General features: G+C 72.9%; 20 protein-coding genes, 1 tRNA gene and 1 pseudogene. 15 read left to right on the forward strand and 7 right to left on the reverse strand.

Annotated features, from left to right (window positions below; genetic code table 11):
• Nucleotide 1: 1 nt before the first annotated feature.
• Together ACFYPD_RS28015 and ACFYPD_RS28020 are read right to left on the reverse strand one after the other, a co-directional pair.
• Complete coding sequence (locus ACFYPD_RS28015; RefSeq protein WP_387119671.1) at nucleotides 2-1,282, reverse strand: VWA domain-containing protein; 1,281 nt, start codon at nucleotides 1,280-1,282, stop codon at nucleotides 2-4.
• Between the two features lie 399 nt (nucleotides 1,283-1,681).
• Complete coding sequence (locus tag ACFYPD_RS28020; RefSeq protein ID WP_387119674.1) at nucleotides 1,682-3,382, reverse strand: dolichyl-phosphate-mannose--protein mannosyltransferase; 1,701 nt, start codon at nucleotides 3,380-3,382, stop codon at nucleotides 1,682-1,684.
• Between the two features lie 92 nt (nucleotides 3,383-3,474).
• Between ACFYPD_RS28020 and rsmI the strand changes: the two genes are divergently transcribed.
• On the forward strand, nucleotides 3,475-4,314 hold the full coding sequence (gene rsmI / locus ACFYPD_RS28025; protein WP_387119983.1) for a 16S rRNA (cytidine(1402)-2'-O)-methyltransferase: 840 nt from the start codon (nucleotides 3,475-3,477) through the stop codon (nucleotides 4,312-4,314).
• A 56-nt stretch (nucleotides 4,315-4,370) separates the two neighbouring features.
• Here the strand turns inward: rsmI and ACFYPD_RS28030 are convergent, their stop codons facing one another.
• Nucleotides 4,371-5,237: a hypothetical protein gene (locus ACFYPD_RS28030; RefSeq protein ID WP_387119677.1), complete on the reverse strand. Its 867-nt coding sequence runs from the start codon at nucleotides 5,235-5,237 to the stop codon at nucleotides 4,371-4,373.
• A 138-nt stretch (nucleotides 5,238-5,375) separates the two neighbouring features.
• Between ACFYPD_RS28030 and metG the strand changes: the two genes are divergently transcribed.
• Complete coding sequence (gene metG / locus ACFYPD_RS28035) at nucleotides 5,376-7,178, forward strand: methionine--tRNA ligase (RefSeq protein WP_387119680.1); 1,803 nt, start codon at nucleotides 5,376-5,378, stop codon at nucleotides 7,176-7,178.
• A 58-nt stretch (nucleotides 7,179-7,236) separates the two neighbouring features.
• Here metG and ACFYPD_RS28040 read toward each other — a convergent pair whose 3' ends face one another.
• Nucleotides 7,237-8,088 (reverse strand): alpha/beta fold hydrolase, encoded by an 852-nt coding sequence (locus ACFYPD_RS28040; protein ID WP_387119683.1) that lies wholly within the window; start codon nucleotides 8,086-8,088, stop codon nucleotides 7,237-7,239.
• 60 nt (nucleotides 8,089-8,148) lie between these two features.
• A complete protein-coding gene (locus ACFYPD_RS28045; protein WP_387119686.1) occupies nucleotides 8,149-9,387 on the reverse strand; it encodes a hypothetical protein in 1,239 nt (412 codons plus the stop codon).
• Between the two features lie 82 nt (nucleotides 9,388-9,469).
• On the opposite strand from ACFYPD_RS28045, the gene ACFYPD_RS28050 reads away from it, so the two are divergent.
• The 6 genes from ACFYPD_RS28050 to ACFYPD_RS28075 all read left to right on the forward strand — a co-directional run bounded on the left by ACFYPD_RS28050 (nucleotide 9,470) and on the right by ACFYPD_RS28075 (nucleotide 15,384).
• Nucleotides 9,470-10,429 carry a TatD family hydrolase gene (locus ACFYPD_RS28050; protein WP_387119689.1) on the forward strand — a complete coding sequence of 320 codons (960 nt, stop codon included), beginning with the start codon at nucleotides 9,470-9,472 and terminating at the stop codon, nucleotides 10,427-10,429.
• Between the two features lie 13 nt (nucleotides 10,430-10,442).
• Nucleotides 10,443-11,312, forward strand: a complete 870-nt coding sequence (gene rsmA, locus ACFYPD_RS28055; RefSeq protein ID WP_387119692.1) for a 16S rRNA (adenine(1518)-N(6)/adenine(1519)-N(6))-dimethyltransferase RsmA — start codon at nucleotides 10,443-10,445, stop codon at nucleotides 11,310-11,312.
• Nucleotides 11,313-11,395: 83 nt separating this feature from the next.
• Complete coding sequence (locus tag ACFYPD_RS28060; protein ID WP_387119695.1) at nucleotides 11,396-12,346, forward strand: 4-(cytidine 5'-diphospho)-2-C-methyl-D-erythritol kinase; 951 nt, start codon at nucleotides 11,396-11,398, stop codon at nucleotides 12,344-12,346.
• 97 nt (nucleotides 12,347-12,443) lie between these two features.
• On the forward strand, nucleotides 12,444-14,243 hold the full coding sequence (locus ACFYPD_RS28065; protein ID WP_387119698.1) for an ABC-F family ATP-binding cassette domain-containing protein: 1,800 nt from the start codon (nucleotides 12,444-12,446) through the stop codon (nucleotides 14,241-14,243).
• A 95-nt stretch (nucleotides 14,244-14,338) separates the two neighbouring features.
• Entirely contained in the window at nucleotides 14,339-14,794 is a 456-nt protein-coding gene (locus ACFYPD_RS28070; protein WP_387119701.1) for a DUF4383 domain-containing protein, read from the forward strand.
• A gap of 116 nt (nucleotides 14,795-14,910) precedes the next feature.
• Complete coding sequence (locus ACFYPD_RS28075; protein ID WP_387119704.1) at nucleotides 14,911-15,384, forward strand: DUF4383 domain-containing protein; 474 nt, start codon at nucleotides 14,911-14,913, stop codon at nucleotides 15,382-15,384.
• An 8-nt stretch (nucleotides 15,385-15,392) separates the two neighbouring features.
• Here ACFYPD_RS28075 and ACFYPD_RS28080 read toward each other — a convergent pair whose 3' ends face one another.
• Both ACFYPD_RS28080 and ACFYPD_RS28085 read right to left on the reverse strand, forming a co-directional pair.
• Nucleotides 15,393-16,079 (reverse strand): TetR family transcriptional regulator, encoded by a 687-nt coding sequence (locus tag ACFYPD_RS28080; RefSeq protein ID WP_387119707.1) that lies wholly within the window; start codon nucleotides 16,077-16,079, stop codon nucleotides 15,393-15,395.
• 41 nt (nucleotides 16,080-16,120) lie between these two features.
• The gene (locus tag ACFYPD_RS28085; RefSeq protein ID WP_387119710.1) at nucleotides 16,121-17,092 is read right to left on the reverse strand and encodes an acyl-CoA desaturase; all 972 of its coding nucleotides are present in this window, start codon (nucleotides 17,090-17,092) and stop codon (nucleotides 16,121-16,123) included.
• A gap of 123 nt (nucleotides 17,093-17,215) precedes the next feature.
• Between ACFYPD_RS28085 and ACFYPD_RS28090 the strand changes: the two genes are divergently transcribed.
• The 7 genes and pseudogenes from ACFYPD_RS28090 to ACFYPD_RS28120 all read left to right on the forward strand — a co-directional run bounded on the left by ACFYPD_RS28090 (nucleotide 17,216) and on the right by ACFYPD_RS28120 (nucleotide 23,442).
• Nucleotides 17,216-18,076, forward strand: a complete 861-nt coding sequence (locus ACFYPD_RS28090) for a helix-turn-helix domain-containing protein (RefSeq protein WP_387119713.1) — start codon at nucleotides 17,216-17,218, stop codon at nucleotides 18,074-18,076.
• Between the two features lie 15 nt (nucleotides 18,077-18,091).
• Nucleotides 18,092-18,163, forward strand: a tRNA-Gln gene (locus ACFYPD_RS28095).
• A 116-nt stretch (nucleotides 18,164-18,279) separates the two neighbouring features.
• A pseudogene (glmU, locus tag ACFYPD_RS28100) lies at nucleotides 18,280-19,806 on the forward strand (bifunctional UDP-N-acetylglucosamine diphosphorylase/glucosamine-1-phosphate N-acetyltransferase GlmU).
• Nucleotides 19,807-19,858: 52 nt separating this feature from the next.
• On the forward strand, nucleotides 19,859-20,839 hold the full coding sequence (locus ACFYPD_RS28105; RefSeq protein ID WP_262287165.1) for a ribose-phosphate diphosphokinase: 981 nt from the start codon (nucleotides 19,859-19,861) through the stop codon (nucleotides 20,837-20,839).
• A gap of 296 nt (nucleotides 20,840-21,135) precedes the next feature.
• Entirely contained in the window at nucleotides 21,136-21,828 is a 693-nt protein-coding gene (locus tag ACFYPD_RS28110) for a 50S ribosomal protein L25/general stress protein Ctc (protein ID WP_387119714.1), read from the forward strand.
• A gap of 97 nt (nucleotides 21,829-21,925) precedes the next feature.
• Nucleotides 21,926-22,516 (forward strand): aminoacyl-tRNA hydrolase, encoded by a 591-nt coding sequence (gene pth / locus ACFYPD_RS28115; RefSeq protein WP_387119717.1) that lies wholly within the window; start codon nucleotides 21,926-21,928, stop codon nucleotides 22,514-22,516.
• 92 nt (nucleotides 22,517-22,608) lie between these two features.
• Nucleotides 22,609-23,442, forward strand: a complete 834-nt coding sequence (locus ACFYPD_RS28120) for an inositol monophosphatase family protein (RefSeq protein ID WP_387119719.1) — start codon at nucleotides 22,609-22,611, stop codon at nucleotides 23,440-23,442.
• Nucleotides 23,443-23,514 lie beyond the last annotated feature (72 nt).

Genomic DNA, 23,514 nt, shown 5'->3' on the forward strand with positions numbered 1-23,514 from the left:
CTCAGTTCTCCCTCCAGGTGGCCACCCACCAGCGGGTGAGCAGCCCGGCGACCAGCCCGGTGGCCAGCCCCGCAAGCGTGAGCAGGAGCAGCAGCGCCCAGCCGCGGCCGAGGTCCGGCCCGTCCGGGGCGGGGGACGCGGCGACCACGTCCACGGTCAGCTCCACGGGCATGCCGGGGGTGACCTGGGTGCCGGCGCGCGGCGCGAAGGAGTTGCTCACCACCAGGCATACGGTCCGCGCCGGCTGCACCCCGCTCGGGACGGGATCGGGGCTCTCCTCCTCGGCGGCCGACCAGCGCAGCCCGGCCGAGACCACGTCGGTACGCCCGCTGCCGGCGTCGACACCCCGGACCAGTTCCCGCCCGTCCGGAGCGGTGGCCCGCAGCAGCACGCCGTAGTCCGGGTTCACCGGCCGGTCCAGCGCGACGCTGACCGAGGCCCGCAGCTCCTGCCCGGCGCGTACCGGTACCCGGTACCAGCGGTGCTCGGCGAACGCCTCCCGGTCGGTGTAGACGCCGGGGGCGAGTAGCGGCGCGCCGTCGCACTCAGCCGAACCGCCGACCACGGTCGGGGTGGCGGTGTACGTGTCCCGGGCCCGGTCCACCAGCTGCTTGATCCGCCCGGTCAGCTCGTCGGCGCTCTGCGCCGCGGTGTACGTCCCGCCGGTCGCCCCGGCGATGCAGAGCAGCTGCCGGCGGACCTTCTCGTCGGGGGCCAGACCGAGCGTGTCGACGACCAGCCTGGTGCCCTGGGCGGCCAGCTCGCGGGCCACCTGGCAGGGGTCGGGCGGCGCGCAGGTGTCCTCGCCGTCGGTGATCAGCACGATCCGGCGCGCGGTGCTGCCGGTGCCCAGGTCCTGCGCGGCGGAGCGGAGGGCGAGCCCCACCGGGGTGAAGCCGGTCGGGCGCAGGGTGGCGACGGCCGCCTTGGCCTGCGTACGGTCGACGGGGCCGACCGGCACGATCTGCTGGGTGTCCCGGCAGCCCTGCTTCTTGTCCTCGCCCCGGTAGGTGGCGCCGAGCACCCGGATGCCGAGCTGGGTCTCGTCCGGCAGCGCGTCGACCACCTCGTTGAACGCCTGCTGGGCGACGGAGATCCGGCTGCGCCCGTCGATGTCCCGGGCCCGCATCGAGCCGCTGACGTCCAGGACGAGTTCGACCTTGGGCGGCTCGGCGGGGGGTTCGGCGGTCTCGTCGTCGGCTGCGGCGGGCGGCGGACCGATCAGCGCGGTCGTCGCCAGCAGTCCGATCAGGACGGCCGCCGATCGTCTCTTGTTGATCACCGGGCGAAGTGTAGTGAGATCCACTGTGGAAGATCATCCGGGTCCGGTTGTCGAGATCGATCGATGCGGCAGGTGGCATGATCAGGAGTTGTGGGCGGGTCGCCCAGGCGTCGGCAAATGGTAGGGAATTCGTTACGTTTCCGCAGGGTGACCCACCGTGAGGTGCCCGATGTAAACCTTTTGTGGGGTGGCGCATTCGTCGGAAATCTGACCAGGGCCGACCGGTTGTGCCACTGCCGCACTGTGGTTAAGCTCTGTCTTGCGCGCCCCAATCGCCCGCTTCCCCCGTGGCAGGCGATCGGGGCGCGCTTTTTCGTATCCGATGCCGCCGCAGGCCGACGGGCTCGTGATCGCAACCGGTTTTCCGGCCCGGCGGGTGCCCCGCCGGGCCGCGCCGGTCTAGATCCAGCGACCGTCCAGCCACATCCGGGCGGACCAGTCCGCGTAGGCCATCAGCCGGCCCACGAAGATCGGGTAGAAGTAGCCGAAACAGAGCGCGACCAGCAGCACGTACGCGCCCGCGACGATCCCGCCGACCAGGCGGCGGTCGGAGGCGTCCTCGGCGCTCGGTGGCGCCGCCGTGCCGGCGGCCGGCGCGGGGGAGATGATCGCGCCGAGCACGTAGACCACCGCGAGCACCAGGAACGGCACCGCCGGCGCGGCGTAGAAGGAGAACATCGTGCGGCCGTCGAGGGCGAACCAGAACCAGGGCAGCAGGCCGGCGGCCACGCTGAGCAGGATGGCTCCGGCCCGCCAGTCGCGCCGGGCCAGCCCGAGCCAGACCGTCCCGGCCAGCGCCGGCAGGAACGACCACCACAGCAGCGGGGTGCCCAGCAGCAGGATCTCCGAGGCGCAGCTCGGCGCGCCGCAGTTGCCGTCGCCGGACCAGTAGAAGGCGACCGGCCGGCCGAGCAGCAGCCACTGCCACGGCCAGGACTGGTACTTGTGCGGGTCGTCGAGCTGGGTGTGGAAGCCGTACGCGGCCCGGTGGTATTCCCACAGGTTGATCAGCGGCCCGATGACCGGGGTGTCGCTCAGCCCCGGGGTGTTCGGGTAGCGGTCGGCCAGGCGGTAGTAGCCCTCGTCGCTGAGCAGCCAGCCCGACCAGGTGAGCACGTAGGTGACGACCATCAGCACGCCGGCCGCCAGCAGCCAGGGCAGCTCGTCCAGCAGGGCGTCCCGCCACGGGCGGCGGACCCCGGCCGAGCGGCGCATGCCGACCTCCCAGAGGAGCACCAGCAGCGCGAAGGCCGGGACGAAGTAGAGGCCGCTCCACTTCACCGCGCACGCGCAGCCGAGCAGCACCCCGGCGGCCAGCCGCCACCACGGCCAGTCCCGCCAGGTCGACGGCGGCCGGCCCGCCCGCCCCGGCAGCGTCGGGTCGAGCCCCGCCTCCAGGGCCCGGGCCCAGCGCCGCCGCCGCGCGTCCCGGTCGAGCACCAGCGCGCCGAACGCGGCCAGCACGAACAGGAGCAGGAAGATGTCGAGCAGCGCGGTGCGGGAGAGCACGAAGTGGAAGCCGTCCAGGGCGAGCAGCAGCCCGGCCGCGCAGCCCAGCGTGGTGGAGCGGAACATCCGCCGGCCGATCCGCACCAGCAGCAGCACCGACAGCGTGCCGGCGACGGCCGCCGCGAAGCGCCAGCCGAACTCGGGGGCGGTGGTGACCAGATGCCCCGGCACGGAGATCTTCGTCTCCGCGTCCTGGTAGCCGAAGGCCCACTCGCCGAGGCCGATGAGCCACTTGCCCAGCGGCGGGTGCACCACGTACGAGGCGGCGTTGTCCTTGTAGTTCCACTCGACGCCGCGGTCGATCAGCCCGTACGCGTCACGGGCGTAGTAGACCTCGTCGAAGATCTTCCCGTTGGGACCGCTCAGCCCGACGAAGCGCAGGATCGCCGCGATCGCCACCACGACCCCGGTGGCCAGCCAGGCGCGCCCGCGGTCGAGGCGGGCGTCGACGGTGTCGAGCCGTCGCCGGACGACGGCCGGGATCCGGCCACCGCCGCCACTCGTGGCGGGGCCCGTGCCCTGGTCGGCGTTGGTCGGCTCGACGGCGGACCCGCCCGCGTTCGCGCTCTGTGCTGTCGACGCACTCGTCACCCGGCGATCGTAGGCTGCGAAGGTGCCCGGTGGCGCCCGTCGTCTCCGAGATTGGTACGGCCGTCGATGAAGGAGCGCATGTCGTGGGTGAAATGTCCGAGGTTGGTCGCCTGGTGCTGCTCGGTGCGCCGCTGGGCAACCCGGCCGACGCGTCCGCCCGGTTCCGCGAGGTGCTCGCCGCCGCCGACGTGGTCGCCGCCGAGGACACCCGCCGGCTCACCCGGCTGGCCCGCGACCTGGCGGTCACCGTGCCGGGCCGGATCGTCTCCTACTTCGAGGGCAACGAGGAGCGGCGCACCCCCGAACTGGTCGACGTGCTCGCCGCCGGCTACACCGTCGCGCTGGTCACCGACGGCGGCATGCCCAGCGTCTCCGACCCCGGCTACCGGCTGGTCCGGGCCGCCCTCGACGCCGGCGTCCCGGTCACCGCGGCCCCGGGGCCGAGCGCCGTGACCACCGCCCTGGCGCTGTCCGGGCTGCCGTGTGACCGGTTCTGCTTCGAGGGCTTCCTGCCCCGCACGCCCGGCGCCCGCCGGTCCCGGCTGCGCGCGCTGGCCGCCGAGGAGCGCACCCTGGTGCTCTTCGAGGCGCCGCACCGGATCGCCGGTGCGTTGGCCGACATGGCCGAGGCGTTCGGCCCGGACCGGCCCGCCGCGCTGTGCCGCGAGCTGACGAAGACGTACGAGGAGGTCGTCCGCCGGCCGCTCGGCGAGCTGGCCGAGTGGGCCGCGGCGGGCGAGCCGCGCGGCGAGATCACCCTGGTCGTGGCCGGGGCGCCGCCGGCCGCGGCCGTCCGCCCCGACGACGACACACTGCGCGCCGCGGTGGCCGCGCGGGAGGCGGCCGGGCTGTCCCGGCGCGACGCCGTCACCGAGGTGGCCACCGAGTACGGGCTGCGCCGCCGTGAGGTCTACACGGTCGTGCACAGCTGAACGGAAGGGGCCCCTGTCAACGCCTCCGGTAGAGGAGGTGGCCCGTCCTGACGCGGCTACCAGGCCGCGGCCAGGAAACCGACGGTGATCAGCAGCGGGCCGGCCAGCGCCACGCCCACCGCCCAGCGGCGGTGCCGGGGGTCCGGCAGCCGGGTGGCGCCGGTCCACCGGGCGATGCCGGCGGCGCAACCGGCCACCAGCAGCAGCCCGAGCAGCCAGCGCAGGTGCCGGCCGGCGCCGGCGTCCGCGTAGGCCGTGCCGCCGGCCGGCTTGGTCATCCGGGCGGGCAGCACCGAGCCGGTGGCGCTGCGGTCGGCCGGCACCCCGCTGACCCGGACGCCGTGGGCCAGGAAGCGCTCGCCGTCGGCCAGGAAGAGACCCCGGCAGCGCTGGGTCAGCCCGCCGCCGCTGCAATCGGTGATCACGGCGGTGCCGCTCGTGCCGTGCCCCACGGCCAGCCAGAGCGGCCCGGCGCTCACCCAGGCGAAGAACGCGGCCAGCAGGCTCAGCGACAGCAGCACGGACAGGCCGGTGACCGGGTCCGCGGGACGGGCCGGGCGGGCCCGGTCGCGCCGGGACGCCGACCGGCGGACCGGCCACCGGCGGGACCGGCGGTGCGGCTCCTCCCGCAGCGGGGTGCCGTCCCAGTGCACCTCCTCGATCGGCGCCCAGGCGGTCCCGCCGTCGGCGGCGGATCGGCGGTGCCAGCGCGGTTGCCGGACCGGCACCCGGCGCGGGACGGCGTCCACCGGCGCCCCGGTGGTCGGTTCCACCTCGACGGGCGGGTCCGCCGGGTCCAGCCGGGGCTGGGGAGCCACCGACGTGCCGCGCGCCGGGCGCCGCGGCGCGGCCTCCTCGGCCGGGGGCGCGGAGGAGGGCCGACCCTGCCCGGGCGCCGCTGGTCTGCTGGTCACGCCGTTCATTTCACACCGGCGGGCCGGGGCCGCCGGGCAGCTCAGGCCGCGTGTCGGCGACAAATCGGGCGTACGGCCGGGGTCGGCGCGTGGGACGCGCCCTATTGGTTCGCCGGTGCCCCGCGGCAATCACTAGGCTTGGCGCTCATGAGTCACGTTCTCGCCGCGGTCGCCTGGCCCTACGCCAACGGCCCGCGCCACATCGGCCACGTATCCGGATTCGGCGTTCCCTCCGACGTCTTCGCCCGGTACATGCGGATGGCCGGTCACGACGTGCTCATGGTCTCCGGCACCGACGAGCACGGCACCCCGATCCAGGTGCAGGCCGACGCCGAGGGGGTCAGCCCGCGCGAGCTGGCCGACCGCTACAACCGGGTGATCGCCGAGGACCTGCGGGCGCTCGGCCTGTCGTACGACCTGTTCACCCGGACCACCGCCCGCAACCACTACGCGGTGGTGCAGGAGCTGTTCGAGGGCCTGCACCGCAACGGCTACATCGTCCCCAAGGTCACCACCGGGGCGATCTCCCCGTCCACCGGCCGGACCCTGCCCGACCGCTACATCGAGGGCACCTGCCCGATCTGCGGCTACGACAGCGCCCGCGGCGACCAGTGCGACAACTGCGGCAACCAGCTCGACCCGATCGACCTGATCAACCCCAAGTCGAAGATCAACGGCGAGACGCCGGAGTTCGTGGAGACCGAGCACTTCTTCCTGGACCTGCCCGCCCTGGCCGACGCGCTGCGGCAGTGGCTGGACAACCGGGAGGGCTGGCGCCCCAACGTGCTCCGGTTCTCCCGCAACCTGCTCGACGACCTCCAGCCGCGGGCCATCACCCGCGACCTGGAGTGGGGCGTGCCGATCCCGCTCGACGGCTGGCGCGACCGGCCCGACAAGCGGATCTACGTCTGGTTCGACGCGGTCATCGGCTACCTGTCCGCCTCCATCGAGTGGGCCCGGCGCACCGGCGACCCGGAAGCGTGGCGGAAGTGGTGGTCCGCCGACGGCGAGGGCAAGGACGCCCGCGGCTACTACTTCATGGGCAAGGACAACATCGTTTTCCACTCGGTGATCTGGCCGGCGCTGCTCGGCGGCTACTCCGGCGAGGGCTCGCGGGACGGCGAGCCGGGCCGGCTGGGCCGGCTCAACCTGCCCACCGAGGTGGTCTCCAGCGAATACCTGACCATGGAGGGGCGCAAGTTCTCGTCCTCCCGCAAGGTCGTCATCTACGTCCGGGACTTCCTGGCGCGGTACGACGCCGACGCGCTGCGCTACTTCATCGCGGTGGCCGGCCCGGAGAGCAACGACACCGACTTCACCTGGGCCGAGTTCCTCCGCCGCAACAACGACGAGCTGGTCGCCGGCTGGGGCAACCTGGTCAACCGGTCCATCTCGATGGCGGCGAAGAACTTCGGCGCGATCCCGCCGGTCGACCCGGCCGGGCTCACCGAGGCCGACCGGGCCCTGCTGGACACCGCGAAGGCCGGCTTCGCCACCGTCGGCGACCTGATCGCCCGGCACCGGCAGAAGCAGGCCATCGGCGAGGCCATGAAGGTCGTCGCGGAGGCCAACAAGTACCTGTCCGAGCAGGCGCCCTGGAAGCTCAAGGGCGAGGACGACAAGCCCCGGATGGGCACCATCCTGCACGTCGCCCTCCAGGTGGTCAGCGACGCCAACACCCTGCTCACCCCGTTCCTGCCGCACTCCGCCCAGAAGATTCACGAGCTGCTCGGCGGCACCGGGGTGCACGCGCCGATGCCGGTGATCGAGCAGGTCGAGGACCTCGACGGCGGGCCGGCGTACCCGGTGCTGACCGGCGACTACACGGTCGGGGCGCGCTGGGAGTCCGTACCCCTGGAGGCGGGCCGGCCGCTCGCGGCGCCGAAGCCGGTGTTCCGCAAGCTCGAGCCGTCGATCGTCGACGAGGAGCTGGCCCGGCTGGCCGGCTGAGCCGACACGCGCGACGCGGCCCCGGGGGATGTCCCCCGGGGCCGCCGTCGTCGGTGGCTCAGGCGCGGGCCATCTGGGGCGCGCCGATGAACTCCATGATCGCCTTGTTGACCTCGGTGGGGTGCGTCCACGGCGTGCCGTGCGGCGCCCCCTTGAGGGTGACCAGCCGGCAGTCGGACAGCATGTTCTGCAGCCGCTGACCCGTGGCCGGGAACGGCAGCACGTTGTCCTTGTCGCCCTGGATGATCAGCACCGGCAGGTTGATGTTCGGCAGGTCGCCCCGGAAGTCCGTCAGCCAGGCGTCGACGCTGTCGTGGGTGCCCTTCGCGGACGCCCGCGCCCCGATCTGCCAGTGCGCCCGGTACGCCTCCTCGCTCACCCACTTGCCCTTGTTCTCTCTGTAGTTGAAGAACGCGTCGCAGAACTGGGTGAGGTAGGCGAACCGGTCCTGGATGATGGCCGCCTTGAACCCGTCGAACAGGCTCTGGTCGACCCCTTCCGGATTGTCGGCCGTCTTCAGCAGGAACGGCGCCAACGGGGCCATCAGCACCGCCCGGTCCACCCGGTCCGACCCGTACGCGCCGAGGTAGCGGGTCACCTCGCCGGTGCCCATCGAGTGCCCGATCAGGATCGCGTTGCGCAGGTCCAGTTCGGTCATCAGCACGTCGAGGTCGGCCGAGAAGGTGTTGTAGTCGTAGCCGAACGCCGGTTGGGCGGAGTTGCCGAATCCGCGCCGGTCGTACGTGATCACCCGGTAGCCGGCGGCGAGCAGCGGATTGGCCATCTTCTCCCAGGTCGCCCCGTTGAACGGGAAGCCGTGGATCAGGACGATCGGCTGGCCGGAGCCGTGATCCTCGTAGTAGAGGTCGATGGGTGCGGAATTCTCCGTACCGACGGTGACGAAAGGCATGTCGGGTTCTCTCCCCTTGCGTGCGTCTCGGACGCCCGCGCATTCCCGACCCGCCTCCGGTTATGCCGTCCGGTACGGCAGATCCACCACCCGGTCGTCGGTCAGCTCGGCGCCCGGCGCCCACGTCTCGTAGACGCCCCGCTCGTGGCACTGTGCCCCGGTCGTGGCCACCGCGTCCGGATCCGGCCGGCACAGCCGCAGCCGCAGCCAGCCCGCCTCCTCCCGGAGCACCAGGCAGGGCACCCCGCGCCAGGCGGCGTAGCGCAGCCGGCGGGCCGCCGACTCCACCGGGTAGCGGGCCGCCCGGGTCATCGCCAGCACCCGGAACCCGCCGGGCTGGTCGGCCACCGCCTCGTACTCGGTGCCGCCGTACCCGCCGACGAGCTGGGTGGAGCGGGGTGCGTCGCCGGTCGGCACGTACTCCTGGTCGGGGGAGAGGCCGGGCACCGCGGCGAGCAGGTGCCGCCACTGCGGGCCGACCATGCGCAGCCAGCCACGCTGCTCCGCCTGGTAGGTGTAGAGCACCACCTCCACCCCCTCCGCCGGGTAGGCGAGCAGGGTGGCGTTCGCCGGCATCGGCAGGTCGGCGAAGTCGCGGGTGACGAACTCCGGGACGAGTTGGGTGTTGCTCGGCACGAACCCGGTGCCCAGCACCGCGGGTCCGAGCCGGTCCCGCGAGGGCAGCGCCGTCAGCCCCTGGTACGCCGGACCGACCGGCACGTCGTAGTCGGCCGGATCGGTGGCGCGCCAGCGCAGCGCGTACGCCACGTCGCCGCCCTCCGAGTCGCCGCGCAGCACCGCCATGCCCGCCGGGGTGCGCAGGTGCGCCACGTCGTGTTCCCGGTGGCAGAAGCCGTGCGGCAGCCAGCCCCGCACGTAGCCGGCGAGCTGGCGGGCGGAGAGCACCTTCACCATCCGGGTGCCCGGCCGGATCAGCGCCGAGCCGCGCGCCGCCGCGAGGGTCGGGTCGCCGGCCGCGCCCGGCTGCTGGCTGAGCTGGTGCAGGTACGCCCAGCCGTGCTCCCGGTGCAGCGGCATCAGCAGCGGCGGGTCGACGTCCTCCGTCGGCTCAGCCGCCCCGTGCACCGCGCTCACCTCGGTGACGTGCACGAACTTCCGCCACGGGTACGCCACCCCGGGCCGGGGCGCCCACTCGAACCCGGGCGCCTCGTCGGCGCTGAACAGCTCGTACGCCGCGCCCCGGGCGATCTCCTCCGCCGGGTGGACGCGGCCGTCGTACGTCACGCGCAGCCCGGTCCGCTCGGGGGCGGCCTCGTTGGCCTGAGGAGTGACGGTCACGCACCGGACCGTAGGCGCGACAGATGTGCTGCACGTGAACAGTCGGTGGCGGTCCGGAAACGCCGGCCCCCGGCGGTGTGTGATGCTGGCCGCGATGAGCGAGCAGACCGAATCCCGTAAGCAGCGCGCCGCCCGCCGGGCCGGTGAGTTCCCGCCCGCCCCGGAGGCGTTGGCGGTGCCCGTGCTGGACAGCCACACCCACCTCGACATCACGGTCAGCGAATACGGCGTGCCCCTGGGGAGCGCGAGGAGCGAGCCGGGGTGGCGAGCCCCGCAGTCGCGAGCGAACGGCGGCTCAGGCGGGCCGGCCGACGACCCGGTGGCGGCGGCGATCGCGGTGGCCGCCGGCGTCGGCGTGGACCGGCTGGTGCAGGTCGGCGTCGACGTCGAGTCGTCCCGGTGGGGCGCCGACGTCGCCGAGCGCTACGGCGCGGTGCTGGCCACCGTGGCGCTGCACCCAAACGAGGCGCCCCGCCTGGCCGACCTGGACACGGCGCTGCGCGAGATCGAGGCGCTCGCCGGCCGGGACCGTGTGCGCGGCATCGGCGAGACCGGCATGGACTTCTTCCGCACCGGCGACGAGGGGCGGGCCGCGCAGGAGGAGAGCTTCCGGGCGCACATCGCCATCGCCAAGCGGTACGGCAAGGCGCTGGTCATCCACGACCGGGACGCGCACGCCGACGTGCTGCGGATCCTCGACGACGAGGCTGCCCCGGACACCGTGGTGCTGCACTGCTTCTCCGGCGACGCCGACTTCGCCCGCGAGTGCGTCCGCCGGGGCTACCTGCTCAGCTTCGCCGGCACGGTCACCTTCGGCAGCGCCACGGCGCTCCGCGAGGCCGCCGCCGTCACCCCGCCCGGGCAGCTGCTCGTGGAGACGGACGCGCCGTACCTGACCCCGATGCCGCACCGGGGGCGGCCGAACGCGTCGTACCTCATCCCGTTGACCGTGCGGTTCCTGGCCGAGACCACCGGGGCCGACCTCGACGAGCTGTGCGCGGCGATCTCCGCGACCGGCGAACGCGCCTTCGGGCCGTGGTGAAAGGATGCCCGGCGTGACCGGCCTCCTCGGCCCGGCGGAGATCCGGGAACTCGCCGCGCGGCTCGGCGTGACGCCGACCAAGAAGCTCGGCCAGAACTTCGTGCACGACCCCAACACGGTGCGCCGGATCGTCACCACCGCCGGGCTCGCCCCGGACGACGTGGCGCTGGAGGTCGGCCCCGGCCTCGGTTCGCTCACCCTGGCCCTGCTCCCGGTCGCCGCGCACGTGCACGCCGTCGAACTCGACCCGGCCCTGGCCGCGGCGCTGCCGGAGACCGCCGCCCGGTTCGCCGGCCCGGACGCCGCCCGGCTCACCGTGCACGCCGCCGACGCGCTGCGGATCACCGCCGCCCAGCTGACCGACCCGGCGCCGACCGCGCTGGTGGCGAATCTGCCCTACAACGTGGCCGTGCCGGTGGTGCTGCACCTGCTCGCCGAGCTGCCCACCCTGCGCCACGGCCTGGTGATGGTGCAGAAGGAGGTCGCCGACCGGCTCGTCGCCGGTCCCGGCTCCAAGGTGTACGGCATCCCGTCGGTCAAACTCGCCTGGTACGCCCGCTCCCGGGCCGCCGGCAAGGTGCCGCCGAACGTCTTCTGGCCGGTGCCGAACGTCGACTCCGGACTGGTCGCCTTCACCCGGCGCGAACCGCCCCGCGCCGACGTACCCCGGGAGGCTGTCTTCGCGGTGGTCGACGCGGCGTTCGCGCAGCGCCGCAAGACCCTGCGCGCCGCCCTCGCGGGCTGGGCCGGCGGCGCGGACCGGGCCGCCGCGGCGCTCACCGCCGCCGGTGTCGACCCCGGCGCGCGCGGCGAGTCACTCACCGTGGAGCAGTTCGCCGCCATCGCCGCGTCGGCCCCGGCCGCTTCCGCCGTCGCCCAGTAGGCTGGCGCCGTTGCCGACCCCGCCGAGGAGCTGACCGTGCAGAAGCCGTTCGACATCCGCCTGCGACCGCGGGACATCGCCCCGTGACCGAGGCCTGGCGACCGGACGAGGACGGGCAGCGGCGCGGGGCCAGCGGCCCGGTGAAGGTGCGGGTGCCGGCCAAGGTCAACCTGCACCTCGGGGTGGGGCCGCTGCGCCGGGACGGCTACCACGAGCTGAACACCGTTTACCACGCGATCTCCATCTACGACGAGCTGACCGCCCGCCGGGGCGACACGCTGACCCTCACCATGGAGGGCGAGGGCGCCGGCGAGCTGGCCCTCGACGACTCCAACCTGGTGATCCGGGCAGCCCACGCCCTCGCCGGCTACGCGGGCGTCCTGCCGCACGCCCGGCTGCACCTGCGCAAGCAGATCCCGCTCGCCGGCGGGCTGGCCGGGGGCAGCGCCGACGCGGCCGCCGCGCTGGTCGCCTGCGACGCGCTCTGGGGCACCGGGCTGTCCCGCGACGAACTGGCCGGGATCGCCGCCGACCTCGGCTCCGACGTGCCGTTCCTGATCCACGGCGGCACCGCGCTGGGCACCGGGCGGGGCGAGGCGGTCAGCCCCGTGCTGGCCCGCCCCACCTCCTGGCACTGGGTGGTGGCCGTCGCCGACGGCGGCCTCTCCACCCCGGCCGCCTACCGGGAGCTGGACCGGCTCCGCGACGCCGGCACCGCGGGCGAGCCGCTGGGCAGCACCGACACGCTGCTGGGCGCGCTGCGCCAGCGCGACCCGCGGGTGCTCGCCGCCGCCCTCGGCAACGACCTCCAGGCCGCCGCGCTGACCATGCGCCCGTCGCTGGCCGAGACGCTCAAGGCCGGGGAGGCGGCCGGGGCGCTCGCCGGCCTCGTCTCCGGCTCCGGCCCGACCTGCGTCTTCCTCGCCACCGATGAGGCGCACGCCGGCCGGATCGCCGCCGACCTGTCCGCCGCCGGCGTCTGCCGGGACGCGCGGGTCGCCCACGGCCCGGTCCCCGGCGCCCGCGTCGTCTGAGCCCCGCCGGTCGAGCGATCCCGTGGCCGGGGGGCCCGCGTACCCTTGATGCGGGCGTCCCGGGCACCGGGGCGCCTTGATCATGAAAGGTGGGTTCGTGGCCAACATCGTCAACCTGGACCGGGTGTCCAAGGGGTACGGCGCCGCCGGGCCGCTGCTCACCGACGTCTCGCTCGGCCTCGACGACGCCGACCGGGTCGGCGTCGTCGGCCTCAACGGCGCCGGCAAGTCCACCCTGCTGCGCCTGCTCGCCAAGCAGGAGGAGCCCGACGACGGTCGCGTCACCCACCGCCGCGACCTGCGGGTCTCCTGGCTGCCGCAGAACCTGGACCTCGCGCCCGAGGCCACCGTCCGGGACGTGGTGCTCGGCACCGCCTGGCTCGGCGAGAGCATGGGCGCCGAGCACGAATGGGCCGGCGACGCCGGCGTCCGCGCCATCCTCGACGGCCTCGGCATGCCCCACCTCGGCCTCGACGCGCCGGTCGGGACGATGTCCGGCGGCGAACGCCGCCGCGTCGCGCTCGCCGCCCTGCTGGTCCGCGACACCGACCTGCTCATCCTCGACGAGCCCACCAACCACCTCGACGTCGGCGGCGTCGACTGGCTGGCCCGGCACCTCGTCACCCGCAAGGGCGCGCTCGTCGTGGTCACCCACGACCGCTGGTTCCTCGACGCCGTCTGCACCACCACCTGGGAGGTCGCCGACCAGACCGTCCGGGCCTACGACGGCGGCTTCGCCGCCTGGACCCTGGCCCGCGTCGAGCGGCAGCGCGTCGCCGCCGCCACCGAGGCCCGCCGGCAGAACCTGCTCCGCAAGGAGATCGCCTGGCTGCGCCGCGGCCCGCCCGCGCGTACCTCCAAGCCGAAGTTCCGGATCGACGCCGCCAACGCGCTCATCGCCGACGTGCCGGAACCGCGCGACACCACGTCGCTGCAACGGCTCGCCACCGCCCGGCTCGGCAAGCAGGTGTACGACCTCGAGCAGGTCACCCTGCACGCCGGCCCGAAGGAGATCCTGCACGACATCACCTGGCAGGTCGGCCCCGGCGACCGCGTCGCCGTCCTGGGCCGCAACGGCGCCGGCAAGACCACCCTGCTGCGGATGCTCGCCGGAGTGACCCGCCCCGACGGCGGGCGGTTCGCCGCCGGGCAGACCGTACGCCCCGCGTTCCTCTCCCAGGAACTCGCCGAACTCCCCGGCCACCTGCGCGTCCTCGAAGCCGTCGAGGAGGTGGCCCGGCGGGTCCAGCTCGGCGACCGGGAGATCAGCGCCGCCCAGCTCGCCGAGGTCTTCGGCTTCGACGACCGGCGGCTCTGGACCCCGGTCAGCGACCTCTCCGGCGGCGAGCGCCGCCGGCTCCAGATGCTGCGGCTGCTCGCCGGCGAGCCCAACGTGCTCCTCCTCGACGAGCCCACGAACGACCTGGACACCGACACCCTCGCCGCGCTGGAGGACCTGCTCGACTCCTGGCCCGGCACGATCGTCGTGGCCAGCCACGACCGCTACCTGATCGAGCGGGTCACCGACGTGGCGTACGGGATGTTCGGCGACGGCCGGCTGGTGCACCTCCCCGGCGGCGTCGACGAGTACCTGGCCCGCGCCGCCGCGCTCGGCGGCCCCGCGCCCGCGGATCTCACCCCGGCCGCGGGCGCCCCGGCCCGGGAGGGCATGTCCGCCGCCGACGTACGCACCGCCAAGAAGGAGCTCAGCCGGCTGGAACGGCAGATCGCCAAGCTCGAACAGAAGGAGGCGACGCTGCACGAGCGGCTCGCCGCGAACGCCACCGACTACGCCAAGGTCGCCGAGCTGGACGCCCAGCTCAAGGAGGTCCGGGCCGAGCGGGACCGCACCGAGGAGACCTGGCTGGCCCTCGCCGAGGAACTGCCGGCCGGCTGACCCCACCCGGGGTGGTGGGGGGTGTGCGGCGTCACTGACGGGCGTGCGGGACAATCGCAGGCGACCCTCTTCCGTTCGGTCTTGGAGACGCACAGATGGCCCACACCCCCGTCAACCACCCCGCGCGGCCTGTCTACCGGGCGATCGGCGGGCTCGTTGGTCTGTACTTCGTCGTCTTCGGCGTGCTCGGCATCATCGCCAGCGCCGGCAACGACGTCCTCGCCCAGGACGACACCAAGATCCTCGGCCAGGGCACCAACCTCGGCTTCTCGATGCTCGCGATCCTGCTCGGCGCCGCGATCCTGGTCGGCACCGCGATCGGCCGCAACCTCGACGTGGCGATCAACCAGTGGCTGGCCTACGTCCTGATGGTCTTCGGCCTGGCCGAGTTGGCGTTCCTGCACACCGACGCCAACATCTTCAACTTCTCGATCATGACCGACATCGTGGTGCTCACCCTCTCCCTGGTGCTCCTGATGGTCGGCATGTACGGCAAGGTCGGCACCGACGACGAGCACGAGGCCTGGCAGAAGGCCCGGCTGGTGCTCTGACCCGCAGCCACCCCCCGAAGGCCCGGCGCCCGCCGGGCCTTCGGCGTTTTCCAGGGACGGGAGCGGGCGGCTCGGGGGACAATTGCGCCAAAGCAGTCAGTCGACCGGAGGCTCCCATGGCGCACTTCCCGGTGAACCACCCCGCACGGCCGCTCTACCGGGTGCTGTCCGGACTCATCGGCCTCTACATCCTGGTCTTCGGCGTCTACGGGGTCTTCGAGACCTGGGGCGACGGACTCTTCAGCCGGGAGAACACCACGGCCCTCGGCCTCCGCACCAACCTGGCGTTCTCCCTGGTCTCCGTGCTCTTCGGCGCCTTCCTGATGATCGGCGCGTCCCGCCGCGGCAACCTCGGCCACTACATGAACCTGACCGCCGGGGCGGTCTTCCTGGCCACCGGCATCCTCATGATGGCCGTGCTGCAGACCTCGGCGAACTTCCTCAACTTCTCGATGTCCACCGTCCTCGTCTCGCTGGTGTTCGGGCTGGTCCTGCTCGCCACCGGCCTCTACGACAAGGTCGGCACCGACGAGCACGCCGCCGAGGAACGGCGCCGCCGCAACCACCCCGTCGCCGAGACCCACCGCTGAGCCCTGGCTCAGCCCCGCTTGCGGACGGTGATCAGACCCGGCTTCGCCTCCAGGTGCGACAGGCCGTTCCAGGCCAGGTTCACCAGGTGCGCCGCCACCGTCTCCTTCCGCGGCTTGCGCACCTCCAACCACCAGCGCCCGGTCAACGCCACCATGCCCACCAGCGCCTGCGAGTACAGCTCCGCCAGCTTCGGGTCGTAACCCCGGCTGGAGAACTCCGCCCCCAGGATGTGCTCCACCTGGTGCGCCACGTCGTTCATCACGCTGCTGAAGTTGCCCGTCGCCGACATCAACGGCGACTCCCGGACCAGCACCCGGAACCCGCTGGTCTCCTCCTCGATGTACGTCAGCAGGGTCAACGCCGCCTGCTCCAGCAACTCCCGCGGATGCCCCGCCGTCAACGCCGTGGTGATCCGGTCCAGCAACGAGCGGACCTCCCGGTCCACCACCACCGCGTAGAGCCCTTCCTTGCCGCCGAAGTGCTCGTAGACCACCGGCTTGGAAACCTTCGCCCGGGCGGACACCTCCTCGATCGAGGTGGCGTCGAACCCGCGCTCGGCGAAGATCTGCCGGGCGATCGAGATCAACTGCTCGCGCCGCTGGGTCGCGGACATCCGTACCCGGGAAGGCTTCGCCGCCGGGACGGCCCGCCGGGGGCGGGCGGTGCTGGCGTCGCTGCCGGGAACGTCGGTCACCCGGCCCATCCTGCCAAACCCGGCCCCCGCCGATCGACCGGTTACCGCGCCGGCCGGCCGCGCACCCGCCCCGGCTCCACCAGCTTCGCCGTGATCCGCTCCGGTTTCGGCCACCGCACCGACCAGGCCGCCCCGACCTTCTCCAGCAGCCAGATCACCCGCGCCGACGGATCGACCTGCCCGCGCAACACCCCGTGCCGCGCGCTGGTCGGCTCGGCGTGGTGCAGGTTGTGCCAGCTCTCCCCGAACGACAGCAACGCCAACGGCCAGAAATTCGACGCCCGGTCGCCCTGCCGCACGGCGAACGGGCGCTCACCGTAGACGTGGCACACCGAGTTGATCGACCAGGTGACGTGGTGCAGCAGCGCGATCCGGACCAGCCCACCCCAGAAGAACGCGGTCAGCGCGCCCTGCCACGACCCGGTGAGCAGCCCGCCCATCGCCGCCGGCCCCAGCACCGAGACCACCACCAGCACCGGGAACAGCCGGTCGACGCGGCGGGTGATCGGATCGGCGAGCAGATCCGGGGCGAACCGCTTTCGGTTCGACAACTCCCGGTTGAACAGCCAGCCGACGTGCGCGTGGAACAGCCCCTTGGTCAGCCCGCCGATGCTCTCCCCGAACCGCCACGGTGAGTGCGGGTCGCCCTCCTGGTCGGAGAACGCGTGGTGCCGCCGGTGATCGGCCACCCACTGGATGATCTCGCCCTGCACGGCGAACGAACCCGCCACCGCCAGGGCCGCCCGCAGCCACGGTTTCGCCTTGAACGACCCGTGGGTGAAGTAGCGGTGGTAGCCGACCGTGATGCCGAGGCCGGACAGCACGTACCAGAACCCGGCCACCACCACGTCGGTCCAGCCCAACCAGCCGCCCCAGGCCACCGGCACGGCGGCCAGCAGGGCGAGGAACGGGACGACCACGAAGGCCCACAGGGCGATCAGGATGCCGGGGGACTGGTGGCCCTGGGTGAGGGGCTTCGGGCCGCTGTCCGGGCCGCTCAGGGTGGTCGACATGGCACCTCCCAGGTGGTACGGGCCTACGCCTACGTCACCGTAACCAGGAACGGGCTAGATCGCAGCGGACACGTCACTTCGTCAATGGCCGGACCTGTCGTACGCCCGTCCTAACCTGCCGGAGTGACCGACCCGCTCGCCGCCGAGGCGCGCCGCCTGCGCGTCGAGGAACAGCTCTCCGTCGCGCAGATCCGGGCCCGCCTGGGCATCGGCCGCGACCGGGCGTACGCGCTGCTGCGCGGCGTCCCGCCACCCGAGTGGACCCGGCGCCCCCGGGCCCGCGACGCGGCGCGCGCCGAAGCCGAGCGGCTACGGGCCGCGGGGCGGTCGGTCGACGAGATCGCGGCGCAGCTCGGCGTCGCAAAGTCGACCGCCTACCAGTGGGTGCGGCACCTGCCGTTGAACCCGGACGAGGCGACGGCCGAGCGGCGGCAGGCGCATTCGAAGGCGATGACGGACGCCCGCTGGGGTGCGTACCGGGAGGCGCGGGACGCGGCCCAGGCGGCGGAACACGAGCGGGCCGCCAGCGTGGTCGGCGCGCTCGACGATCGCGACCTGCTGGTGCTCGGGGCGGCGATCTACTGGTGCGAGGGGGCCAAGTCGAAGCCGTGGCGCCGGACGGTGACGATGCAGTTCGTCAACAGCGATCCCGGCCTGCTGGCGCTCTTCCTCCGGTTCCTCGAGGTGTGCGGCGTCGACCCGACGGTACCGACCTACCGGGTGAGCATCCATGAGTCGGCCGACGCCGAGGCGGCGGTCCGTTGGTGGGCGGAACGGCTTCGGTTGCCGCCAGACCGGTTCCGGCGGTCGGTGCTCAAGCGGCACAACCCGAGCACGGTGCGCCGGAACACCGGCGACGACTACCACGGCTGTCTGGTGATCACCGTGCCCCGCAGCCGTGCGCTCTACTGGCGAATCGAAGGTATGATCGCCGAGCTGTTCCGGATCGCGGACGATACGCGGACCCGAAATGAGGGGCCGTAGGTCTTGACACGGCAATGGGGTGTGGGGTAATGGCAACCCGCAGGCCTTTGGAGCCTTGAGCTCCTGGTTCGAATCCAGGCACCCCAGCTCGCCCGTCGGATCGCATGCGTGATGACGGCATTTGTGTGACCGGATGCGAATTGCAGGCAGTCGCGTGGTTAGCATGGCCGCGAGACTGTCGCCGTCCCGACGGGAGCCACGTCGTGTCCGAGCCCCACCTCCGCACTGTTGTCGTGCTCGCCGCCGGTGAGGGCAAGCGGATGAAGTCGTCCCTGCCCAAGGTGCTGCACCCGCTGCTCGGTCGTACCCTGCTCGGTCACGTGCTGGCCGCGGCCGCGCCGCTCGGCGCGGACCGTCAGGTGGTCGTGGTCGGCCACGGCGCCGACCAGGTGCGCGCGCACCTGGCCGAGATCGCCCCGGCGGCCACCCCGGTGCTCCAGGAGCGTCAGCTCGGCACCGGGCACGCGGTCCGGATCGCGCTGGACGCGGTTCCGGAGGTTGCCGGCACGGTCGTCGTGATCAACGGGGATGTGCCGCTGCTGCGGCCGGAGACCGTGGCGGCCCTGGTCGAGGCGCACGAGGGCGCCGGCGCGGCGGCGACCGTGCTGGCCGCCGAGGTGCCCGACCCGACCGGCCTGGGCCGGATCGTCCGGGACGCCGAGGGGCGGCTGGCGCAGATCGTCGAGGAGCGCGACGCCACCCCGGAGCAGCGCTCGCTTCGGGAGATCAACGCGGGCATCTACGCGTTCGACGTGGCGCGGCTGCGGGACGCGCTGGGCAAGCTCTCCACCGACAACGAGCAGGGCGAGGAGTACCTCACCGACGTGTTCGGCCTGCTCCGGGACGCGGGGGAGCCGGTGGCGGTGCACTGCGCCGCCGACCACGTGGAGACGCTGGGCTGCAACGACCGGGTCGAGCTGGCCGCGCTGCGCCGGCTGCTGCGGGACCGGGTGAACGAGGGCTGGATGCGGACCGGGGTGAGCATCCTGGACCCGCACACCACGTGGATCGACGTGACGGTGACCGTCGAGCGGGACGCGGTGATCGACCAGAACACCCAGCTGCAGGGCGCCACGGTGGTCGGCGAGGGCGCGCTGGTCGGCCCGGACACGACGCTGGTGGACACGACGGTGGGTGCGGGCGCGAGCGTGGTGCGCAGCCATGCGGTGGGCGCCGAGGTGGGCCCGGAGGCCAGCGTCGGGCCGTACGCGTACCTGCGGCCGGAGTCGCGGCTGGGCCGCAAGGCGAAGGTCGGCACGTTCGTGGAGACGAAGAAGGCCGCCATCGGCGAGGGTTCCAAGGTGCCGCACCTGTCGTACGTGGGGGACGCGACGATCGGCGAGCACAGCAACATCGGCGCCGCGACGGTGTTCGTCAACTACGACGGGGTGAAGAAGCACCACACCACGATCGGCAGTCACGCGCGTACCGGGGCGGACAACATGTTCGTGGCGCCGGTGCGGGTGGGCGACGGGGCGTACACGGCGGCGGGCTCGGTGATCATCTCGGATGTGCCGGCGGGCGCCATGGCGGTGGCCCGGGGTCAGCAGCGCAACGTCGAGGGCTGGGTGCTGCGCAAGCGGTCCGGCACGGCGGCCGCGGAGGCGGCGCAGCGGGCCGGCGAGGGTGCGTCGGACGGGGCCGGGGCCGCAAGCGAAGGTGACTGAATCCACGGGGGGCCGGAGACCGTGGGAGGACCGGTGAACGCGGGGGATACTGCAACCGAATAGTCCCCGGCTCACCGCCGCCGGGAACCACCGACATACGGGAGCAGACGGGCCCATGGGCAGCATCGTCGCCGAAAACCGCAAGAGCCTGATGCTCTTCTCCGGACGGGGTTTTCCGGAGCTGGCCAAGGAGATCGGTGAGGTGCTCGGCGTCGCGCCGACCCCCTCCGACTCGTACGATTTCGCCAACGGGGAGATCTTCGTACGTTTCAAGGACTCGGTACGCGGTTCGGACGCCTTCGTGGTGCAGTCCGTGACGCACGGGGTCAACACCTGGGTGATGGAAACCCTGATCATGGTCGACGCGCTGAAGCGCGGTTCGGCCAAGCGGATCACCGTGGTCCTGCCGTTCTACCCCTACTCGCGGCAGGACAAGAAGCACCGCGGCCGGGAGCCGATCTCGGCCCGGCTGGTGGCCGATCTGCTGAAGACCGCGGGCGCGAACCGGATCCTGACGGTCGACCTGCACACCGCGCAGATCCAGGGCTTCTTCGACGGCCCGGTGGACCACCTGTTCGCCATGGACGTGCTGGCCGAGTACGTGGAGCACAAGTACGCGGGCCGGCCCATGACGGTGGTGGCGCCGGACTCGGGTCGCGTGCGGGTGGCGGAGCGGTGGACGGACCGGCTGGGTGGCTGCCCGCTGGCGTTCATCCACAAGACCCGGGATCCGCTGAAGCCGAACCAGGTGGTGGCGAACCGGGTGGTCGGCGAGGTCGAGGGTCGGGTCTGCCTGATCGTCGACGACATGATCGACACCGGTGGCACGATCAGCAAGGCGGCCGACATCCTGAAGGAGTCGGGCGCGGCGGAGATCGTGGTGGCCTCTACCCACGCGCTGCTGTCGGACCCGGCGACCGAGCGGTTGAAGAACAGCCCGATCAGCGAGGTCGTGGTGACCAACACGCTGCCGTTGCCGCCGGAGAAGCAGCTCGACAAGCTGACCGTGCTGTCGATCGCCCCGCTGCTGGCCCGGGCGATCCGGGAGGTCTTCGACGACGGTTCGGTGACCACCCTGTTCGGTGGCCTGAGCTGAGTTCCGCGCCCCGCCGGCGGCGGCCGTCCGAGAGGGTCGTCGCCGGTCGGGGAAGTGGCCGTCACGGTGTCGCCGGCGGTGATATGGGGACTGCCGGATAGCTCGGAAATCGCTCGGGTAGACTGGTGCGGTTGCCATGGCGAGGGTGCCCGGCGGGCTGCTGAAAAGCACCGCACGGAGGCGCCGTCATCGACGCGGTGCTCCGGGCGGTCGTTCATGACGTTGAGCCCCAGCGAGCCCCTCGCCCAGCACCGCCAGTCGACAAGCCGCCGCAGCGAAGCATCAGGAGTTTCCCCGTGTCCGAGGTAAAGATCAGCGCCGAGCCCCGTACCGAGTTCGGCAAGGGTGGTGCCCGTCGTACCCGCCGGGCCGGCAAGGTGCCCGCCGTGCTGTACGGCCACGGCGAGAAGCCCAAGCACATCGCGCTCCCGGCGCGTGAGTTCGCCGCCGCGATCCGCAAGGGCGGTGCGAACCAGCTCTTCGCGATCGAGGTCAGCGACGGCACCCAGGTGCTGGCGCTGCCGAAGGCGATCCAGCGTGACCCGATCAAGGACACCTTCGAGCACGTGGACCTGCTGCTGGTCCGCCGCGGCGAGACGGTCACCGTCGAGGTCCCGGTCCAGCTGACCGGTGAGGCCGCCAAGGACACCCTGATCGTGCACGACCACGACACGCTCACGGTGACCGCCGACGCCACCAAGGTGCCGGACCACCTGGAGGCGTCGATCGAGGGCGCTGAGGCCGGCACCCAGATCACCGCCGCCGACGTGACGCTGCCGGCCGGTGTCGAGCTGGTCGCGGACGGGGAGCTGCAGGTCGCCTCGGTGACCGCCGCCCCGACCGCCGAGCAGCTCGAGGCCACCCTCCCCGAGGTCGAGGTCGCCGAGGAGGAGGCCGAGGCCGAGGTCGGCGAGGAGACCGCCGAGGCTCCGGAGGGTGCTCCGGCCGAGGGCGAGCCGGCTGCCGAGGAGCCGAAGACCGAGGCCTGATCGGTTTCGCAGGCTGTGCGACAGGCGTCCCCGGTTCCCGGGGGCGCCTGTCGGCCTATCGGGGACGGGTCGGCGGGCAGAGCGGAAGGGACGTGGCGTGACGGACGAGGCGGGGCCGTGGCTGGTGGTCGGCCTGGGCAACCCGGGCCGGGAGTACGCGGGCAACCGGCACAACGTCGGCTTCATGGTGGCGGAGCTGCTGGCGGGCCGGGTGGGCGCCACGTTCGGCCGGCACAAGCGGGCGGTGGGCGAGGTGGCCGAGGGGCGGCTGGGTTTCGGCGGCCCGAAGCTGGTGCTGGTGAAGCCGCTGACCTACATGAACCTCTCCGGCGGCCCCGTGGTCGCGCTGGCGCAGTTCCACAAGATCCCGCCGGGGCGGGTGATCGCGGTGCACGACGAGCTGGACATCCCCTACGGTCAGCTGCGGGTGAAGTGCGGCGGCGGCGAGGGCGGCCACAACGGCCTGCGCTCGATGTCGAAGTCGCTGGGCACCAAGGACTACGTGCGGGTGCGGTTCGGCATCGGCCGGCCGCCGGGCCGGCAGGACCCGGCTGACTACGTGCTGTCGGACTTCTCCGCCGCCGAGCGCAAGGAGCTGGAGTTCCTGGTGGACCGGGCGGCGGACGTGGTGGAGTCGGTGGTCACCAAGGGCGTGGAGCCGACGCAGAACCTCTACCACGGCACCTGAGGCGCCGGGCGGGGCATGCCGGGCGGGTCGGGCCCGAGCCGGTAGTCTGCGCCTTCTGACGTGCGAAGGTGGGCGACGGGAGCGGGAACACCATGGGCAGTCCTCCGATGATCGACAGCGCGTTCGCCCGGTGGTTGGCGGCGCGGGCCGGGCAGGCGCTGGTGGGTCTGCGCGCGGAGCTGGGCTTCGCCGACGCGGGGGCGCTGAAGTCGGCCGGGGACAAGGTCTCGCACGATCTGATCCGCACCGAGCTGGCGAAGTGGCGGCCGGCGGACGCGGTGCTGTCGGAGGAGGACGAGGGTTCCCGGCTGGCCTGGACGGCCGAGGTGAGCAGCGATGCGGTGTCCCGGCTGAACGCGGACCGGGTGTGGATCATCGACCCATTGGACGGCACCCGGGAGTTCGCCGAGGAGGGCCGCTCGGACTGGGCGGTGCACGTGGCGCTCTGGTCGCGCAGCGCACCGACGCCGCACGGTCTCGTCGCGGGCGCGGTGGGGCTGCCGGCGCAGCACCGGGTGCTGGGCACGGACTACCCGCCGGCGTACCCGCCGATGACCCTGGAGGCCGCCACGGCGGGCGGCGGCAGGACCATCCGGTTGGCGGCCAGTCGTAGCCGTCCGCCGGTTTTCCTGACCGATCTGGCAGAGGACATCGGCGCGCATCTGGTTCCGATGGGCTCGGCGGGCGCGAAGATCGCCGCTGTGGTGACCGGCGAGGTCGACGCGTACATCCACGCGGGCGGTCAGTACGAGTGGGACTCGGCCGCTCCGGTCGCTGTGGCGACGGCCACCGGACTGCACGCTTCCCGGATCGACGGATCTGCGCTGAAATACAACGAGGCCGACCCACGCCTGCCCGACCTGCTGGTCTGCCGCAAGGATCTCGCCAGCCGGTTGCTTGCAGCGCTGCAGAGGCATTCCGGGTAGCCTGAGCGTTCTTCTTCACGAGTCCGACCGGAAAGGTCTGGAATCCCGATGTGCGGATCCGAGCGAATCGAG

Origin of the sequence: Micromonospora sp. NPDC005299 (assembly GCF_042872345.1) — a bacterium.
GTDB lineage: Bacteria > Actinomycetota > Actinomycetes > Mycobacteriales > Micromonosporaceae > Micromonospora.

What these genes read in the sequence shown, in the direction of transcription:
- rsmI (WP_387119983.1), top strand. Translation starts at nt 3,475, where the DNA reads ATGTCCGAGGTTGGTCGCCTGGTGCTGCTCGGTGCGCCGCTGGGCAAC.
- ACFYPD_RS28030 (WP_387119677.1), bottom strand. Translation starts at nt 5,237, where the DNA reads ATGAACGGCGTGACCAGCAGACCAGCGGCGCCCGGGCAGGGTCGGCCC.
- metG (WP_387119680.1), top strand. Translation starts at nt 5,376, where the DNA reads ATGAGTCACGTTCTCGCCGCGGTCGCCTGGCCCTACGCCAACGGCCCG.
- ACFYPD_RS28040 (WP_387119683.1), bottom strand. Translation starts at nt 8,088, where the DNA reads ATGCCTTTCGTCACCGTCGGTACGGAGAATTCCGCACCCATCGACCTC.
- ACFYPD_RS28050 (WP_387119689.1), top strand. Translation starts at nt 9,470, where the DNA reads ATGCTGGCCGCGATGAGCGAGCAGACCGAATCCCGTAAGCAGCGCGCC.
- ACFYPD_RS28070 (WP_387119701.1), top strand. Translation starts at nt 14,339, where the DNA reads ATGGCCCACACCCCCGTCAACCACCCCGCGCGGCCTGTCTACCGGGCG.
- ACFYPD_RS28075 (WP_387119704.1), top strand. Translation starts at nt 14,911, where the DNA reads ATGGCGCACTTCCCGGTGAACCACCCCGCACGGCCGCTCTACCGGGTG.
- ACFYPD_RS28085 (WP_387119710.1), bottom strand. Translation starts at nt 17,092, where the DNA reads ATGTCGACCACCCTGAGCGGCCCGGACAGCGGCCCGAAGCCCCTCACC.
- ACFYPD_RS28105 (WP_262287165.1), top strand. Translation starts at nt 19,859, where the DNA reads ATGGGCAGCATCGTCGCCGAAAACCGCAAGAGCCTGATGCTCTTCTCC.
- ACFYPD_RS28120 (WP_387119719.1), top strand. Translation starts at nt 22,609, where the DNA reads ATGGGCAGTCCTCCGATGATCGACAGCGCGTTCGCCCGGTGGTTGGCG.